We start from the raw sequence: 15,628 nt of genomic DNA, 5'->3' as shown, positions 1-15,628 counted from the left end.
GGAACTTATGAAAGTAGAAATTTACACAGATGGCGCATGTAAAGGAAATCCTGGTCCAGGTGGATGGGGGGCTTTGCTTAGATACAAGGACACTGAAAAAACCTTACATGGTGGAGAAGCGCATACTACGAACAATCGCATGGAGTTATTAGCAGCAATTAAAGCACTTGAGGCACTGAAGCGTCCTTGCGAGGTTGATTTATATACTGATTCTCAGTATTTAAGGCAAGGGATGATGCAATGGTTGGCAAACTGGAAGCATAATGGCTGGAAAAACTCTAAAAAGGAACCAGTAAAAAATGCGGAACTTTGGCAATCCTTGGATAAGTTGGCATCGACTCACACTATACATTGGCATTGGGTAAAAGGGCATTCGGGTCATTTGGAAAACGACTTGGTTGATGCATTAGCAAACCGTGGAATTGAAGAGTTACCATGAGACAAGTTATTCTTGATACTGAAACTACAGGTATTGGTCCTGAGCAGGGGCATCGTGTGATCGAAATCGGTTGTGTTGAATTGATTGACCGTAAAATTACTGGTAAGCACTATCATGTCTATCTTAACCCTGAACGAAAAGTAGATGATGGTGCCTTCAGAGTCCATGGGATAAGTACTGAATTTCTAAAGGATAAGCCGCTGTTTGCGGATGTCGTTTCGGAGTTTTTGCAGTTTATCGAGGGCGCAGAGCTCATCATACATAATGCAGCATTCGATTTGGGATTTCTCAACTCAGAGCTACGGCATGTTAAGTGGAACAGGCAAATTGAAGATTATTGCAGAATCATTGATACCTTGGCTTTGGCCAGAGATAAACATCCTGGACAGAGAAATAGCTTAGATGCCTTATGCAAGCGCTATGACATAGATCACTTTAACAGAGATTTACACGGCGCTTTATTAGACGCTGAAATCCTAGCTTTTGTTTATCTAGCAATGACAGGCGGTCAGAGTAGTCTATTTATTGAAGCTGATACAATGTCAGGCCAGGGTAAAAAGAAAAAACAGGAAATTGTTGCATTGAATATAAAAAATCCTGTGGTCATTCAGGCTGATCATGAAGAGATTCGGCTTCATAGAGAGTTCATACAATTATTAACTAAAAAGTCCGGGAAAAATTATTGGAGCGATGACCATACTGAAGAGTAGGCATGGTCATGTAAGAAGTCGGTAATCAAGGGAGATAAATGGTGCCTTTCAAGTATAAATGGCAGCTTCCTTCCAGTAAGACTCTATTCCCGTTGACTGCACAAATGAGATCACCCTGACGACGACCACCTTGTTTGGCCTTAATTCGGTTTTTTCCAAAACGTTCACACCAATACGGTGCTAGCACGCAATGAGCTGAACCTGTCACTGGATCTTCTGGTACATCACAACCAGGATAAAAGCATCGAGAAAATACATCTGATTTTGATCCTGGAGCGGTTAAAATCAATCCCCGATAATCCAATTTGGCAACGGCTCTAAGATCGGGTTCTGCATTTATAACATCCAGCTCACTGTCATAGACGAACAGCAGGTCAAAGGAGCTTTTGAACACTTTTACAGGCATTTTAAGATTTAACGACTCGAAGCTATTCATTGACTCTATGGGAGTATAGCTCAGGGCTGGAAAGTCCATGATTAATGTTTTTTCTAGCTTTCTTACGTTTAGCTCACCGCTTTGACTATAAAACTTAATTTCGTTACTAGAATATCTCATCTGATCGAAAAGAACATGAGCTGTGGCAAGTGTTGCATGTCCGCAAAGTGCTATCTCTTCATTTGGAGTGAACCACCTAATGCGAAATCCATCGTTTTCAGACACAACGAATGCTGTCTCTGATAAGTTGTTTTCTTTGGCAATAGATAGCATCTGTTCATCACTTAGCCATTTATCCAAGGGGCAAACCGCTGCAGGATTTCCTTTGAATATATCTGACGCAAAAGCGTCAACTTGATACATCGTTAACTTTTTCATTGAATGCTCCTAATACAACTTGCGCATAATAACATAGCTTGATATTATATAGCAAGCTATGTAAATAGGAGTTCAAATGTACTTATCAACCCTCCTTAAAAGGACCAATCGATTGCTCGTTAAAAGAGCCAATGAGATCATAAAACCCTTAGGGTTAAATCATGCCTATACCTTCATTCTTATGGAGTTGTATAATCAAGATGGGTTAATGCAAAGCGAACTCGTTCAATTAATCGATGTAGAACAGCCTACATTGGTAAGAACACTAGATAGAATGGAAAGAGATGGTTTAATTACCAGAAATCCAAGCCCATCTGATCGAAGAAGCATGAATATTTACCTTACAGCTAAGGCACAAAACCTGCAATTTAATTTAGATCAAAGTGCTAAACAACTGAATAAGGAGGTATTAAAAGGATTTACCAATCAGGACGTGGTTCAGCTCAGTAACTATCTCTGTAGAATATCCGATAACTTAAAAATTAGTTCTGGAAATAATGAGCTACGCTACATGTAAGTCTTATTCTTAAGCCCTACATGTAGCGATGCACAATAAGGATATTAAGATAGCATCCTATCTTATTTTATTACTCATTTTTAGGGATTAGATGTTTTTCAGCAAAGTCTTTCCCGATGCATTCACCCAGTGATTTCCCCCAAGTTGATGCTGATTCGCTATTCACCTTATCAGGAATACTCGCATACAACTCATCCTTGCATTTATTACTGCTTTCAGGGATCAATGTTACGCATTGTTCAAAAGTTAATTTAAGCTCGTCAAAGCGTTGTTTCAGTTCAGCGTCTTGCATGAATCCTTTGCATATAAGATCTGGCAACATCGGCATCATGAGATTTAACCAGGCATCCTTTGCCATCTCATTTGAAGAAGCTGATGTATCTTCAGCATAAGCGGCTGGTAGCAATGAACTGCCTAAAATTAAACCAGCTATTAGTAGTTTCCTAGACATGATGATTTATCCTTATTTTTTTGTCTCATTTTAATAGTAGGACAAAAAAAATAAATTTGCCTTTTCATTAGTCAGAATTTTGTTTTTAAAGGAAAAGTTACTGCATTTTAACGTATTAATGATTAAAAAATGCTTGAAATGATCAAAATATAAACTAAAATAAAAGGGCGATGGAAAGAAAAAGGGAACATCATGGAACAGTCCAATTATTTTACACGACGTGTATACCAAATAATACTACTGCTTTTATCCTTCTCAATTGTTAACTGTGGATTTGCTGCAGGAAATGTGTTTATTTTTAACCCTAATACGCTCACCTGGAAAGCGATTAATGCAAACGGTAAGGTTATTAAAACGGGCCGAGGATCCGGTGGGAAGCATTATTGCAAAGATGTAGGTAGATCCTGTAAAACACCATCAGGAGTATTTACAGTCATCAGTAAGGGAGGAGCTGGCTGTCGTTCAAGTCGGTACCCTGTAGGAAGGGGCGGATCACCCATGCCTTATTGCATGTTTTTTAGTAAATTGTATGCAATTCATGGTTCTTATGATGTCCCCAATTACAATGCCAGTCATGGTTGTGTAAGGGTCAGACCTAGTGATGCAAAATGGCTAAGTCAGAATTTTATCACTATTGGAACAAAGGTGATTATCAAATCCTATTAGAAGATACCTAGCAGTACATCCGTAAAAATCTGGACAACTGTTGAATTGATGTTTAATACAATAGTTGTCTAGTTGTTTTTAAATTACATGTCTTCGTCGTCAATGCTAAAGGAAGATCCACAGCCACAAGTCGTTTTAGCATTAGGGTTGCGAATAACGAATTGCTCACCTTGGATTCCTTGGACGTAATCAATTTCTGCATCGTGCAAATATTGATAACTCATAGAATCAACAAGAAGTTTTACGCTTGATCGCCCATCTGAGCATTTCTGAGTAACAATAGTATCATCTTCATTAATTTCTTCGTCGAAACTAAAGCCATATTGAAATCCTGAGCAACCACCACCAGTGATTGACACTCGTAAATTTAAGTTATCGTTATTTTCCTCTTTGATCAACTCAGCAACCTTATCTGCTGCACTGACAGAAAAGTAAATATCAGTTTCATTAGGTGATGCGTTAATTGCAGTCATGTTAACCTCAGCTTATCTTTATACTTATAGTATACCATTATTCATTGGCTAAACGTAGATAAGGAGCAAAAGAGAGGGGAAGATTAAAAAGCGTTGTACTATCGAATAATTTCTTCAATTGTAGCACCTCCCAAACAGCGATTTTTTTCATAGAACACAATGAACTGTCCTGGAGTAATAGCACGCTGGGGTATTGAAAACATCACGTAATGCCGCCCATTATCAGGAGGGGAAATCATGCAACCTTGATCGGGTTGTCGGTATCTGGTTTTTGCATAGCAGGTCAATGGGAGTTGATCTTGATACTCTGCTAACCAATGGATAGGACCACATATGAGACCTTGTGCGAAAAGCATAGGATGGTTACTTCCTTGTGCAACGTAAAGAATATTGTTGTTTACATCTTTGTCCACAACATACCAGGGTTCATCAGAAGAGTTTTTCATACCTCCAATCCCTAAGCCTTGACGTTGGCCCAAAGTATAAAACATGAGACCATCATGTTTACCGATAAGCTTTCCTTCGGTACTCTGAATTTCACCTGGTTTAGCAAGAATAAATTCATTTAGAAACGTCTTAAATCGTTTTTCACCAATGAAGCAAATACCGGTTGAATCCTTTTTTGCATGAGTTACTAGCCCGAGGTTTTTTGCAAATTCTCTTATTTGTGGTTTTGTATAATCACCAACGGGAAACAAGGTTTTAGCAAGGGCTCTAGGTTCTACTGCATGTAAAAAGTAAGTCTGATCTTTGTCTTTGTCTTTGGCTTTGAGTAAGTGACCGATAGAACCTTCTATTTTATTTTTTGCATAATGACCTGTTGCAATATAATCAGCTCCCATTTTCAGAGCGTGGTTGAGAAATGCATTAAATTTAATTTCCTTATTGCATAAAACATCCGGATTTGGTGTACGACCCATTTCATATTCGTGTAAAAAATAAGCGAAGACACGGTCCCAATATTGTTCCGAAAAGTTAATGGAATGCAATGGAATGTCTAGTTGGTTACAAACCGCTTGGGCATCTGCTAAATCTTGTGCAGCAGGACAAAACGAGTCAGTATCGTCTTGTTCCCAATTTTTCATAAACAAGCCTTCTACACGGTACCCTTGCTCTTTTAACAACCAAGCTGCAACAGAGGAATCTACTCCGCCGGACATACCGACAATAACTTTTGCATTCATTATTTAACTTCTAATACTTTAATACCAAATATTATCGCATATTCATTGTGAAATAGCAGCAATGTTGGGGCAAACGACCAGAGGGGTGTCGTTTGGTGTAAATCCCAAGCTTTCAATACATGGGAGGCAGACAACAATGTAGTCCGTTTCCGTTTCAAGCCTAAACAACCAGAGCGATGTTGCCCGTTTTGTACTTCCGTAGCCCGTAGTAACAAAGTTAATACGGGAAAACTCTCATTTCGTTATCCTCTTTTATCCAATGATTCGGATAGAAAGCACAATAAGTTGTGAATTTCTTCATATTGTAAGATAATATTATATTTTGGAAATGCTTTATGATTCATCTGCAAGAGCTGTCAAAGCACGGACAACAAGAGCAAGTATTCGATTTGGATCAGCGCTTGCCAATCTTTGTTAAACCGGTGTGTCAGCTTAAAGCACTATTTCATATTGAATCAAAGGATGATTACTATTTAATTCACTTGCAAGTGAAAGGGGACTACACTGGAATCTGCCAACGTTGTTTGCAAGAGTTCCCAGTGTGCTATGATAATGCAACAATCATAGCGGTTTGCCGCAGTGATGAGAGGGCGGAGCAATTATTAAGTCTGTATGAATGTATTGTTTCATCCAACTGGCATGTGGATTTGAAAGAGTTAATTATTGACGAGTTGCATTTGTATGCCCCACAAATGCATTCGAATGTTCAAGACTGTGATGAAGTCGTGAATAAAATGCTAATCGGGAAAACTTAAACTTATTGATATTTTATGCATTTAATACTTGGATTGAAGACAAAATATCGGTAATATTCCCGCCCTATAAATGCGATTTGCTTAGGAGTAATACAAAATGGCTGTTCAACAAAATAAGAAATCACGTTCACGACGCGATATGCGACGTTCACATGACTCTTTAACTAAACCTACATTATCTGTAGACCCAACTACAGGGGAAACTCATCGTCGTCATCATATGACTCCAGATGGTTACTACAGAGGTAAAAAAATTATTGATACTGAAACTGCATACGAACAAGAGTAATATTCTTGAAAAACATAACCATAGCAATTGATGCCATGGGTGGGGATCATGGACTTGAAGTCGTGATTCCTGCTTGCGTTCGAGCGGCAAAACAAAATGCCAACTTAAAACTATTGTTAGTTGGTGTTCAAGATAAAATTAATGCCATGTTAAAAAAACAAGGTGTTTCTACGTCATCTCAATTTACAATCATCCATGCATCAGAAGTAGTGACAATGGATGAGTTGCCATCGCATGCCTTGCGCAATAAGAAAGATTCATCAATGCGTGTTGCAATAAACTTGGTGAAGGAAGGGCGTGCCCAAGCTTGTGTAAGTGCGGGTAACACAGGTGCTCTAATGGCTACTGCGCGCTATGTATTAAAAACACTACCAGGAATTGATAGACCAGCGATTATATCAGCTCTACCGACAATTAACGGAAAAACTAGAGTGATTGATCTTGGAGCTAACGTAGACTCCTGTGCAGAGCATTTATTTCAATTTGCAGTAATGGGATCGGCCTTGATTCAAGCTGTTGAAGGAAAACAGAAGCCTAAAATTGGTCTGCTAAATATAGGTGTCGAAGAAATCAAAGGGAATGATCAGGTAAAACGTACTGCACATATGCTTGCAGAGTGCACAGTTATGAATTATGTAGGCTATGTTGAGGGCGATTGCTTTTATCTAGGTGATGTGGATTTAGTGGTTTGCGATGGATTTGTCGGTAATGTGGCGTTAAAAGCTAGTGAAGGCTTAGCTAAATTATTGTTAAGCGTACTTAAAGAGGCATTTAGCCGAAATTTCTTCACAAAAATATCAGGTCTTTTAGCTACTCCAGCACTAAAACATTTAAAAAATCGTTTAGATCCTTCCCGCTACAATGGCGCTAGCTTACTTGGTTTAAACGGCATTGTCGTTAAGAGTCATGGCGGAGCAAATGAATTTGGTTTTCAAAATGCGATTCAGCAAGCAGTCCTAGAAGTGCAAAACAATGTGGTTGATTTGGTACGAGATCAAATAAATGATTTTATTAATCAGGGATTGTTGTTATGAAATATGCTGTTATTAATGGTACCGGTAGTTACTCACCAGAAAATAAAGTCACAAACGTTGATTTAGAGACTCAACTCGATACTACTGATGAATGGATAGTATCAAGAACGGGTATTAGTAGTCGCAGTGTAGCTCAAGAACATGAAACCACCTCTTATATGGCAGGTAAAGCAGCAGAGCAAGCAATTTTGGCATCAACCATTGTTGCAGACGATATCGATTTGATTCTCGTAGCAACATGCACTCCAGATCACTTTTTTCCAAGCATTGCTTGTCATGTACAACAGGCATTAAAAATAAAAAAACCTATCCCCGCCTTTGATATTGGTGCTGCTTGTAGCGGATTTGTCTATGCTATGGATGTGGCCAAACAGTACATTGCAAATGGTGCAGCTAAGCATGTTTTAGTTGTGGGTAGTGAAAGCATGTCAAGAGCTGTTGATTGGTCAGACCGATCAACGTGTGTATTATTTGGTGATGGTGCAGGAGCTGTTGTGCTTAGCGCTAGTGATAGACAAGGTATTATGGGTAGCGTTCTACACTCAGCTTATGACGCAGAAAAATTATTGGTTTTAGAAAATTCTTCGTTCAAAGGTCAAAAGGCCACTATTGGTATGAAAGGGAATGAAGTATTTAAAATTGCTGTAACAATTATGGGTAATATTGTTGATGAAGTACTTGATATCAGCAAACTAAGTAAGTCAGACATTAATTGGTTAATACCTCATCAGGCTAACATCAGAATTATCCAAGCAATTGCAAAAAAATTATCACTTCCAATGTCCCAGGTTGTCGTTACTATTGGTAATCAAGGTAACACTTCAGCGGCCTCAATCCCTTTGGCCTTAGATTATTCGATTAGAAATAATCAAATCAAAAGGGATGAGTTGTTACTCATCGAGTCCTTCGGTGGAGGAATGACTTGGGGCGCCATGGTTATTCGATATTAAACTAATACACAAGGTTGATCATAGTATGACAAAAACAGCATTTGTATTCCCAGGGCAGGGATCTCAATCTTTAGGTATGTTATCTGATTTTATACCGCAATATTCGATTATTTCTGATGTTTTTTCAGAAGCATCTAATGCTGTTGGATACGATGTTTGGCATTTAACACAAAATGGCCCTGAGGAAAAGCTGAATCAAACAGAGCATACTCAAGTGGCTATGCTGACTTCTGACGTAGCAATATATAGCTTACTTATTCAACAAGGTTTTCCGAAGCCACAATTAATGGCAGGTCATAGTCTAGGTGAGTATGCTGCATTGGTATGTGTTGGTGCGTTAACCCTGACAGAAGCAGCAAAACTAGTCGCTCGTAGAGGTCAATTAATGCAAGATGCAATTCCTTTAGGACAAGGAGCGATGGCCGCTATTGTTGGTTTGACTGATGATCAAGTTCGAACTTTATGCCAACAAGCAAGCACACATGCTATGCAAGTATCGCCAGCTAATTTTAATGCAATTGGACAAGTGGTAGTCGCGGGACATAAGCCAGCTGTTGAAGAGCTGATTAAACGAGCTGAGCAAGACGGTGCTAGGTTGGCAATGATGATACCTGTAAGTGTTCCTTGCCATTGTCCATTATTGAATGAGGCTGCCCAGCTTTTCGCACAGGATCTAAATGCAGTTGATTTTAAAGTACCTTCAGTAGAAGTAATTAGTAATGTTGATTTGAGTATTTATAGTTCAGGACAACACATTAAAGACAAATTAAAAGAGCAATTATACAGTCCTGTACGTTGGGTTGAAACCATTCAGCTACTCCAGCAAAAATCCATTGAACTTGTGATAGAATGCGGTCCTGGAAAAGTGCTTAGTGGTCTAATTAAACGAATTGATAGAACTATTGCGACAATCAGTGTGTATGACACCATTAGTCTAGAACAGGCTATGGATAGAATACATAGTGCGGCTTAAGAGGATGATACATGTTTAGCTTAGAAGGTAAAATAGCTTTAGTTACCGGTGCTAGCCGGGGAATTGGTCATGCCATTGCTACTAAGTTAGCAAGGAGTGGCGCATTCGTTTATGGAACGGCTACAACTGAACAAGGTGCTGCTGCAATCCAGGCTTACTTTGAAAAGGAACAACTAGCTGGCAAAGGGATAGTGCTAGACGTAACAAGTACAGAACAAGTTGAAAATTTAATGGCGATGTTATCAGACAATGACCATTGTCCAGGTATTTTAGTGAATAATGCAGGGATTACTGCTGACAATCTATTATTACGTATGGATGACGATGAATGGTATAAGGTCATTGAAACCAATTTGAATTCCATTTATCGATTATCTAAAGCATGTTTAAAACCTATGTTTAGGGCCCGCTGGGGAAGAATTATATCTATTGGCTCAGTTGTTGGATCGATGGGTAACTCTGGTCAGGTTAATTATACGGCAGCTAAAGCAGGGGTTGTTGGATTTTCTAAATCATTGGCTCAAGAGATAGGCAGCCGCGGTATAACTGTAAATGTTGTTGCGCCTGGCTTTATTGATACAGACATGACTGCTGCTTTACCCGATATGGTGAAGGAAGAAATGCTAAAGCGTATTCCTATGAAAAAATTAGGACAGCCAGAAGATATTGCAGATACTGTAGCATTTTTAGCGTCAGATAGTGCTAAATATATTACAGGTGAAACAATTCACGTCAATGGTGGCATGTATATGGATTAAATTGACTTGCGTTCTCCGTATAATTTAATAAACTAGCCTTCATGCTTTAAAATTTAAATCAACCGAAAGAGGAAAATCACGATATGAGTACAGTTGAAGACCGAGTCCGTAAAATTGTTGTTGAACAATTAGGAGTCAAGGAAGAAGAATTAAAAAATGATGCATCATTTGTTGATGATCTAGGTGCTGATTCTTTGGATACTGTGGAATTAGTAATGGCTCTTGAAGAAGAATTTGAAACCGAAATTCCTGATGAGAAAGCTGAGAAAATTACCACTATTCAAGAAGCGATTGATTATATTGAATCTAATTTGAATAAAGAAGAAGCTTAATTTCTTCGAGGAGCTTTAAGTGAGTAAGCGGCGCGTTGTTGTAACCGGCATGGGGATGTTAACCCCAGTTGGTCTTAATGTTGAAGAGACTTGGCAGAATATTTTAGCAGGAGTAAGTGGAGTAGGGCTGGTGGACTGTTTTGATCCCAGCGAATACTCAACTAAAATTTGGGCCAAAGTAAAAAACTTTAACGTTGAGGACTATGTGCCTGCTAAAGATGCTCGAAAAATGGATGTATTTACTCAGTATGGAATTGCTGCTGCTGATGAAGCACTTCGAGATTCAGGTCTGGTCATGAATGAGGCTTTAGCTCGACGCACTGGCGTAGCAGTTGGTGCCGGTATAGGCGGTATACAAACGATTACTGATAACCAGGATAAGTTAGTAGCTGGCGGACCTCGAAAGGTTTCGCCATTTTTTATACCAGCAGGCATTATTAACATGGTTGCTGGACAGATTTCTATCAGGCACAATCTTAAAGGCCCCAATATTTCTGTTGTCACAGCTTGTACTACTGGTACACACAACATTGGTATTGGTGGGCGAATGATTGCCTATGGTGATGCAGATGTTATGGTTTGTGGTGGTTCGGAAATGACCACAACACCTCTGTGCCTAGCAGGGTTTTCAGCAGTTCGATCCTTGTCGAAACGTAATGACGAGCCAACAAAAGCTTCAAGACCTTGGGACAAAGACAGAGATGGCTTTGTTATGGGTGAGGGGGCTGGAATTCTGATTTTAGAAGAATACGAACATGCTAAAGCTAGAGGTGCAAAAATATATGCTGAATTAGTAGGTTTTGGTATGTCCGGCGATGCTTATCATATTACTGCACCGGATGAAGATGCTGATGGCGCTTCACGTGCAATGGAAGCCGCTATTCATGATGCTGGGATTGATCCCAAGAGCGTTGATTATATTAATGCACATGGTACATCAACTTATTTAAATGATTTGAATGAAACAAAAGCTATAAAGCGTGTATTTGAGAATCATGCCTATGATTTGGCTGTAAGCTCAACAAAATCGATGACAGGGCATCTTTTAGGCGCTGCGGGAGCTGTGGAAGCTATATTTAGCATTTTGGCAATTCGAGATCAAATTGCTCCACCAACAATTAATCTTGATAATCCAGATGAAGGATGTGATTTAAATTACGTACCTCATAAGCCACAAAAGCGTACCATTAATTATGTTCTTAGTAATTCATTAGGTTTTGGTGGGACAAACGGTAGTATTATATTCAAGCGAATTTAAATGCAATGGATAAACTATAAAAAGTCAGTGTCGCTTATTTTTTTAACACTTTTTATAGGTATTGCAGTTTCTTTCTGGCAAGTGAATCGGATGCTTTATGTCTCTATGTTACCGGAGAATGCGTCCCCTACGATAATCACAATTGATAGGTCAACAACAGCCTACCAACTAGCCTATTCTTTACAAAACAAGCAATTAATCCCCTCAGCTAGAGCTTTATTATGGGTTATTCGTTATAAAGATCTAGCTCACCGATTGAAAGCAGGGGTCTATCAAATAGCACCAGGTGATACTCCAATGAGCCTATTGGAAAAAATTGTAAATGGGGCTGTTATTGTTCAATACTTTGCAATTATTGAAGGTAGTACTCAGAAAAAAGTCGATGAAGATCTGCGTAAAGCAAATTATTTGTTCTATCAACCAGAAGCTTGGTCAATAGTTCAGGGTAAATACTCTAATGCTGAAGGTCTATTGCTTGCTGATACTTACCAATATCAAGGAGGAAGTGGTTCTGAGAAACTCCTATTGCAAGCCCATAATAGTCTGATTGCCTATTTAAACAATTGTTGGAATTCCAGAGATGATAATTTGCCGTATAAAACGCCTTATGAGCTATTAATAGCTGCCTCCATTATCGAAAAAGAAGCCTCTATTCCTGCAGAACGTAAATTAATATCTGGGGTCATGATTAACCGTTTAAGAAAGAAAATGCCATTGCAAATGGATCCTACGGTGATTTACGGACTTGGTAATGACTATCAAAAAAAATTAACCCATAATGATCTATTGATCCCATCGCCTTATAATTCCTACTTGAATAGAGGCTTGCCTCCAACGCCAATTGCAATGGTTGGAAAAGAGTCTATAGATGCAGCTGCACATCCTCAACTTTCCAATTATTTGTATTACGTGGCAAAAGGCGATGGATCGCATCAGTTTTCTGAGACTTATGAACAACAAAAGCAAGCAATTAACCAATTTAGACGTAAGGATCACTAATGCCATCGAATGCTAATGGGAAGTTAATTGTTATTGAAGGTATAGAAGGTGCTGGAAAGTCAACGGCAGTTAATGTAATCGTTGATATTTTGGCAACAAAGGGTATTCCATACATAACAACACGTGAACCAGGTGGAACAGAAATTGGTGAAATCCTGCGAAGCATTATCAAAGATCCAGCAAATAAACACACACTGGATAACCGAAGTGAACTTTTGCTGATGTATGTTTCTAGAATTCAATTACTAGAACAAGTGATTAAACCAACACTAAAGCAAGGGGTATGGGTGATTGCAGATCGTTTTGAGATGTCAACTTTTGCCTATCAAGGTGGGGGCCGAGGTTTAGATGTGGCTATGATTCAACAACTTTCTAATTTTTGCCTGCAAGGATTTAAACCTGATCTCACTATATACCTGGATATTTCACCCGAACTCGGAATGCAGAGAGCTCAAACTAGAGGACAGTTTGATAGAATTGAACAACAGTCTATTGATTTTTTTCATCGAATTTATGACTCTTATCAAAATTTGTTAAAGAATGCTCCAGATATAATACAAATTGATGCTAGCCCTCAACTTGATAGGGTTAAACTGAGCGTAGAAAAGGCTATAACGCAATACATAGAGCAACTATGAGTGTTAAAATGGAACAGTGGCAAGCGATTCAGAACGCATTTGACAAGAACAGAATCCCTCAAGCCATGTTGTTTGTTGGATCGCCGCATATCCCTCTGGAGCACTACGTTAAAAAAGTCCTATACCATTTATTTTGTAAATTGAAAACGGCCCAACCTTGTCTAACTTGCATTGACTGTAAAATGATAGAGGATTGTGAGCATCCGGACATGGAGTGGGTAAAGCCAGAAAAAACTGGCTCAGCGATTAAGATAGATCAAATTCGCAGTTTACAAAGTTCAGTGTATTTGTCTCCACAACGATCAACCCATAAAGTGATTGTCATTGATGGGGCTGAAACCATGAATGAATCTTCATCTAATGCGTTATTAAAAATTTTGGAAGAGCCATCAGAAAAAACAATATTTATTCTTTTATCTAAACAAATTGGGAGTCTATTGCCTACGATTGTGAGTCGTTGTCAGCTCACCCAGTTTTCAAATTCAAAAGAGTGGTCGGCAGAGCAATTATTGGATGCAAGCCAATATACCGATGTGGATAAAACAATATTAATGGAAAATGCAGAGCAAATTTTAGAGGGGCTTATCCGTTTGTTGCAATGCGAAATACATCCTTGTCAGTTAGTGTCTGAATGGAGTCAGTATGATCTAGCCAATTTTTTATGGTTTTTGTATCTTATCTATTCCCAACTCCAGTACATGTATTTATTCAAGGTGGAATACAATGGTTTTGCCTGTGAACAAATCAATAGATTATTTGTTCTATTAAATCCATTGGTTGTATTTGAGCAAATTGATAAAATTAATAGCATTAATAAAAAATTAAGCCATAATATCAATATGAATCATACTTTAGTGATGGAAGAGATATTATTTTCTATTTCATCAGGCCTATAATAAACATAATGAATAGGTTGATTACCAAATGATAAAGATATTTCTAGTCTATGAAAGATTAGTCTAGTTGTGATGACAATGTTTTAAGTTCAATTTACTTGTAATCTTAAAACAGGATGAATGCAGTATAGGAGATTGTATGACTGAAAAGTCACTGCTTATCAATTGTTCATTTCCAAATGAAGCTTCGTTGTATATGTCGTACATGCCATTTATAAAAGGTGGTGGTTTATTTATTCGTACGAATCAAGTTTATCCTCTAGGCCAAATGGTTGATCTGTCAGTCAATTTAGTGAATGAACCTGAACCCTATCTAGTCAGTGGAAAAGTGGTATGGATCACTCCAAAAGGTGCTCAAGGAAATAAACCACCAGGGATTGGAGTACAATTTCTTGGAGAATCGAGTCGTAACTTATGCAATAAAATAGAAACCTATTTAGCTGGCATGTTAAAATCAACACAGCTGACAGACACCATTTAGGACGTTTTATGATAGTTGATTCGCATTGCCATTTAAATTTCATTGATTTAACTGACTTTAATCATGATTTATCTCAAGTGATAAAGCGAGCTAGAGACAATGGAGTTGGTCATTTTCTATCAGTGTGCGTTGAGTTGACTGACTACCCTCAGTTAGAGCAACTAGCCCTTGAGTATAAAAACATTAGCATTTCAGTTGGAGTGCATCCAAACACGGAAATGGATACACGTGTTACAGCGGAGATACTATGTGATTTAGCTAAAAATCCTGCCTGTATAGCCATTGGGGAAACAGGTCTAGACTACTATCGAGCAGAGTCAGAAGAAATAAAAGAGCAACAAAGAGATCGCTTTCGCGAACATATTAAAGCATCCATAGAGACATCGAAACCATTAATTATTCACACTCGGCAAGCAGCAGAAGATACTTTGTTACTGATGGAAAAAGAAAATGCAAAGCAAATAGGTGGCGTTATGCATTGTTTTGCAGAAGATTTAGACATCGCACAGCGAGCTATTGAATTAAATTTTTACATCTCATTTTCAGGAATTGTCACTTTTAAAAATGCAAAGTCACTGCAAGAGGTGGCTAAGAAAATCCCTCTTGATCGAATACTCATTGAAACAGATTCTCCCTATTTAGCGCCTGTACCTTTTAGAGGGAAGCAAAATCATCCAGCATTAGTTAAAGAGGTTGCATTGTGTATTGCAGAGCTCAGGGGGATAGATTTTGAAACCGTGGCTAAGGTGACAACCCAGAACTTCGCGAACTGCTTTCGAGTTGAGTTAGGATAAATGATGATGAATCAATTATCATACCTGCTCCCTTACGGTCGCGGTTCAGTGGTAAATAGCACCAACTTAGCCGTGACCATAAGTGAGTTGATCAAGCGGACACCCAGTTCATTATCGCCATTGCGACAAAATCGAACCAGGTTCAGAGGGCCTTTTATTGATAATGCACACAATATTGTTAACCATCCTAAGTTCTAGTACCATTTGTTCATCACTC

General features: G+C 38.6%; 21 protein-coding genes. 17 read left to right on the top strand and 4 right to left on the bottom strand.

Features of this window, described 5'->3' with window-relative positions; genetic code table 11:
• Positions 1-7: 7 nt before the first annotated feature.
• Together rnhA and dnaQ are read left to right on the top strand one after the other, a co-directional pair.
• Positions 8-439 (top strand): ribonuclease HI, encoded by a 432-nt coding sequence (rnhA, locus tag Lwal_RS03925; RefSeq protein ID WP_058479614.1) that lies wholly within the window; start codon positions 8-10, stop codon positions 437-439.
• A complete protein-coding gene (gene dnaQ, locus Lwal_RS03920; protein ID WP_058479613.1) occupies positions 436-1,149 on the top strand; it encodes a DNA polymerase III subunit epsilon in 714 nt (237 codons plus the stop codon). Before rnhA ends, dnaQ begins: the two co-directional genes overlap by 4 nt.
• 25 nt (positions 1,150-1,174) lie before the next feature.
• Here dnaQ and Lwal_RS03915 read toward each other — a convergent pair whose 3' ends face one another.
• On the bottom strand, positions 1,175-1,963 hold the full coding sequence (locus Lwal_RS03915; protein ID WP_058479612.1) for a PhzF family phenazine biosynthesis protein: 789 nt from the start codon (positions 1,961-1,963) through the stop codon (positions 1,175-1,177).
• A gap of 76 nt (positions 1,964-2,039) precedes the next feature.
• On the opposite strand from Lwal_RS03915, the gene Lwal_RS03910 reads away from it, so the two are divergent.
• Positions 2,040-2,480 (top strand): MarR family winged helix-turn-helix transcriptional regulator, encoded by a 441-nt coding sequence (locus tag Lwal_RS03910; protein ID WP_058479611.1) that lies wholly within the window; start codon positions 2,040-2,042, stop codon positions 2,478-2,480.
• Between the two features lie 70 nt (positions 2,481-2,550).
• Here the strand turns inward: Lwal_RS03910 and Lwal_RS03905 are convergent, their stop codons facing one another.
• Positions 2,551-2,931, bottom strand: coding sequence for a hypothetical protein (locus tag Lwal_RS03905; RefSeq protein ID WP_058479610.1), 381 nt, complete (start codon positions 2,929-2,931; stop codon positions 2,551-2,553).
• A gap of 192 nt (positions 2,932-3,123) precedes the next feature.
• Here Lwal_RS03905 and Lwal_RS03900 point away from each other — a divergent pair, with 192 nt between their 5' ends.
• Positions 3,124-3,597: a L,D-transpeptidase gene (locus tag Lwal_RS03900; RefSeq protein ID WP_058479609.1), complete on the top strand. Its 474-nt coding sequence runs from the start codon at positions 3,124-3,126 to the stop codon at positions 3,595-3,597.
• Positions 3,598-3,680: 83 nt separating this feature from the next.
• Here the strand turns inward: Lwal_RS03900 and erpA are convergent, their stop codons facing one another.
• Positions 3,681-4,070 (bottom strand): iron-sulfur cluster insertion protein ErpA, encoded by a 390-nt coding sequence (gene erpA / locus Lwal_RS03895; protein ID WP_058479608.1) that lies wholly within the window; start codon positions 4,068-4,070, stop codon positions 3,681-3,683.
• Between the two features lie 98 nt (positions 4,071-4,168).
• Complete coding sequence (mnmA, locus tag Lwal_RS03890) at positions 4,169-5,254, bottom strand: tRNA 2-thiouridine(34) synthase MnmA (protein WP_058479607.1); 1,086 nt, start codon at positions 5,252-5,254, stop codon at positions 4,169-4,171.
• 335 nt (positions 5,255-5,589) lie between these two features.
• On the opposite strand from mnmA, the gene Lwal_RS03885 reads away from it, so the two are divergent.
• From Lwal_RS03885 to Lwal_RS03825, 13 genes are all read left to right on the top strand, one after another.
• Positions 5,590-6,009 (top strand): YceD family protein, encoded by a 420-nt coding sequence (locus Lwal_RS03885; RefSeq protein WP_058479606.1) that lies wholly within the window; start codon positions 5,590-5,592, stop codon positions 6,007-6,009.
• Between the two features lie 97 nt (positions 6,010-6,106).
• Positions 6,107-6,298 (top strand): 50S ribosomal protein L32, encoded by a 192-nt coding sequence (gene rpmF / locus Lwal_RS03880; RefSeq protein WP_058479605.1) that lies wholly within the window; start codon positions 6,107-6,109, stop codon positions 6,296-6,298.
• Between the two features lie 5 nt (positions 6,299-6,303).
• Positions 6,304-7,332, top strand: a complete 1,029-nt coding sequence (plsX, locus tag Lwal_RS03875; RefSeq protein WP_058479604.1) for a phosphate acyltransferase PlsX — start codon at positions 6,304-6,306, stop codon at positions 7,330-7,332.
• The gene (locus tag Lwal_RS03870) at positions 7,329-8,282 is read left to right on the top strand and encodes a beta-ketoacyl-ACP synthase III (protein ID WP_058479603.1); all 954 of its coding nucleotides are present in this window, start codon (positions 7,329-7,331) and stop codon (positions 8,280-8,282) included. The genes plsX and Lwal_RS03870 overlap by 4 nt, the downstream gene beginning before the upstream one ends.
• A 25-nt stretch (positions 8,283-8,307) precedes the next feature.
• Positions 8,308-9,255, top strand: coding sequence for an ACP S-malonyltransferase (gene fabD / locus Lwal_RS03865; protein WP_058479602.1), 948 nt, complete (start codon positions 8,308-8,310; stop codon positions 9,253-9,255).
• Positions 9,256-9,266: 11 nt separating this feature from the next.
• Positions 9,267-10,013, top strand: a complete 747-nt coding sequence (fabG, locus tag Lwal_RS03860) for a 3-oxoacyl-ACP reductase FabG (RefSeq protein WP_058479601.1) — start codon at positions 9,267-9,269, stop codon at positions 10,011-10,013.
• Between the two features lie 83 nt (positions 10,014-10,096).
• Positions 10,097-10,345 (top strand): acyl carrier protein, encoded by a 249-nt coding sequence (gene acpP / locus Lwal_RS03855; protein WP_018576556.1) that lies wholly within the window; start codon positions 10,097-10,099, stop codon positions 10,343-10,345.
• A 19-nt stretch (positions 10,346-10,364) separates the two neighbouring features.
• Complete coding sequence (gene fabF / locus Lwal_RS03850; protein WP_058479600.1) at positions 10,365-11,603, top strand: beta-ketoacyl-ACP synthase II; 1,239 nt, start codon at positions 10,365-10,367, stop codon at positions 11,601-11,603.
• Positions 11,604-12,602: an endolytic transglycosylase MltG gene (mltG, locus tag Lwal_RS03845; RefSeq protein ID WP_058479599.1), complete on the top strand. Its 999-nt coding sequence runs from the start codon at positions 11,604-11,606 to the stop codon at positions 12,600-12,602.
• Positions 12,602-13,240, top strand: a complete 639-nt coding sequence (tmk, locus tag Lwal_RS03840) for a dTMP kinase (protein ID WP_058479598.1) — start codon at positions 12,602-12,604, stop codon at positions 13,238-13,240. The genes mltG and tmk overlap by 1 nt, the downstream gene beginning before the upstream one ends.
• Positions 13,237-14,136 carry a DNA polymerase III subunit delta' gene (locus Lwal_RS03835; RefSeq protein ID WP_058479597.1) on the top strand — a complete coding sequence of 300 codons (900 nt, stop codon included), beginning with the start codon at positions 13,237-13,239 and terminating at the stop codon, positions 14,134-14,136. Before tmk ends, Lwal_RS03835 begins: the two co-directional genes overlap by 4 nt.
• Positions 14,137-14,275: 139 nt before the next feature.
• On the top strand, positions 14,276-14,617 hold the full coding sequence (locus tag Lwal_RS03830; protein WP_058479596.1) for a PilZ domain-containing protein: 342 nt from the start codon (positions 14,276-14,278) through the stop codon (positions 14,615-14,617).
• Positions 14,618-14,625: 8 nt separating this feature from the next.
• Entirely contained in the window at positions 14,626-15,411 is a 786-nt protein-coding gene (locus Lwal_RS03825; protein WP_058479595.1) for a TatD family hydrolase, read from the top strand.
• Positions 15,412-15,628: the final 217 nt, after the last annotated feature.

Origin of the sequence: Legionella waltersii, from assembly GCF_001468085.1 — a bacterium.
Taxonomy (GTDB): Bacteria; Pseudomonadota; Gammaproteobacteria; order Legionellales; family Legionellaceae; genus Legionella; species Legionella waltersii.
This window is presented reverse-complemented; position numbering and strand designations above follow the sequence as displayed.

Excerpts from the sequence above, each read along its gene's own strand:
- acpP (WP_018576556.1), top strand. The coding sequence starts at position 10,097 with ATGAGTACAGTTGAAGACCGAGTCCGTAAAATTGTTGTTGAACAATTA.
- fabD (WP_058479602.1), top strand. The coding sequence starts at position 8,308 with ATGACAAAAACAGCATTTGTATTCCCAGGGCAGGGATCTCAATCTTTA.
- mnmA (WP_058479607.1), bottom strand. The coding sequence starts at position 5,254 with ATGAATGCAAAAGTTATTGTCGGTATGTCCGGCGGAGTAGATTCCTCT.
- dnaQ (WP_058479613.1), top strand. The coding sequence starts at position 436 with ATGAGACAAGTTATTCTTGATACTGAAACTACAGGTATTGGTCCTGAG.
- Lwal_RS03885 (WP_058479606.1), top strand. The coding sequence starts at position 5,590 with ATGATTCATCTGCAAGAGCTGTCAAAGCACGGACAACAAGAGCAAGTA.
- Lwal_RS03830 (WP_058479596.1), top strand. The coding sequence starts at position 14,276 with ATGACTGAAAAGTCACTGCTTATCAATTGTTCATTTCCAAATGAAGCT.
- Lwal_RS03910 (WP_058479611.1), top strand. The coding sequence starts at position 2,040 with ATGTACTTATCAACCCTCCTTAAAAGGACCAATCGATTGCTCGTTAAA.
- mltG (WP_058479599.1), top strand. The coding sequence starts at position 11,604 with ATGCAATGGATAAACTATAAAAAGTCAGTGTCGCTTATTTTTTTAACA.
- Lwal_RS03835 (WP_058479597.1), top strand. The coding sequence starts at position 13,237 with ATGAGTGTTAAAATGGAACAGTGGCAAGCGATTCAGAACGCATTTGAC.
- fabG (WP_058479601.1), top strand. The coding sequence starts at position 9,267 with ATGTTTAGCTTAGAAGGTAAAATAGCTTTAGTTACCGGTGCTAGCCGG.
- Lwal_RS03915 (WP_058479612.1), bottom strand. The coding sequence starts at position 1,963 with ATGAAAAAGTTAACGATGTATCAAGTTGACGCTTTTGCGTCAGATATA.
- Lwal_RS03900 (WP_058479609.1), top strand. The coding sequence starts at position 3,124 with ATGGAACAGTCCAATTATTTTACACGACGTGTATACCAAATAATACTA.
- Lwal_RS03870 (WP_058479603.1), top strand. The coding sequence starts at position 7,329 with ATGAAATATGCTGTTATTAATGGTACCGGTAGTTACTCACCAGAAAAT.
- rnhA (WP_058479614.1), top strand. The coding sequence starts at position 8 with ATGAAAGTAGAAATTTACACAGATGGCGCATGTAAAGGAAATCCTGGT.
- tmk (WP_058479598.1), top strand. The coding sequence starts at position 12,602 with ATGCCATCGAATGCTAATGGGAAGTTAATTGTTATTGAAGGTATAGAA.
- Lwal_RS03905 (WP_058479610.1), bottom strand. The coding sequence starts at position 2,931 with ATGTCTAGGAAACTACTAATAGCTGGTTTAATTTTAGGCAGTTCATTG.
- rpmF (WP_058479605.1), top strand. The coding sequence starts at position 6,107 with ATGGCTGTTCAACAAAATAAGAAATCACGTTCACGACGCGATATGCGA.
- Lwal_RS03825 (WP_058479595.1), top strand. The coding sequence starts at position 14,626 with ATGATAGTTGATTCGCATTGCCATTTAAATTTCATTGATTTAACTGAC.
- erpA (WP_058479608.1), bottom strand. The coding sequence starts at position 4,070 with ATGACTGCAATTAACGCATCACCTAATGAAACTGATATTTACTTTTCT.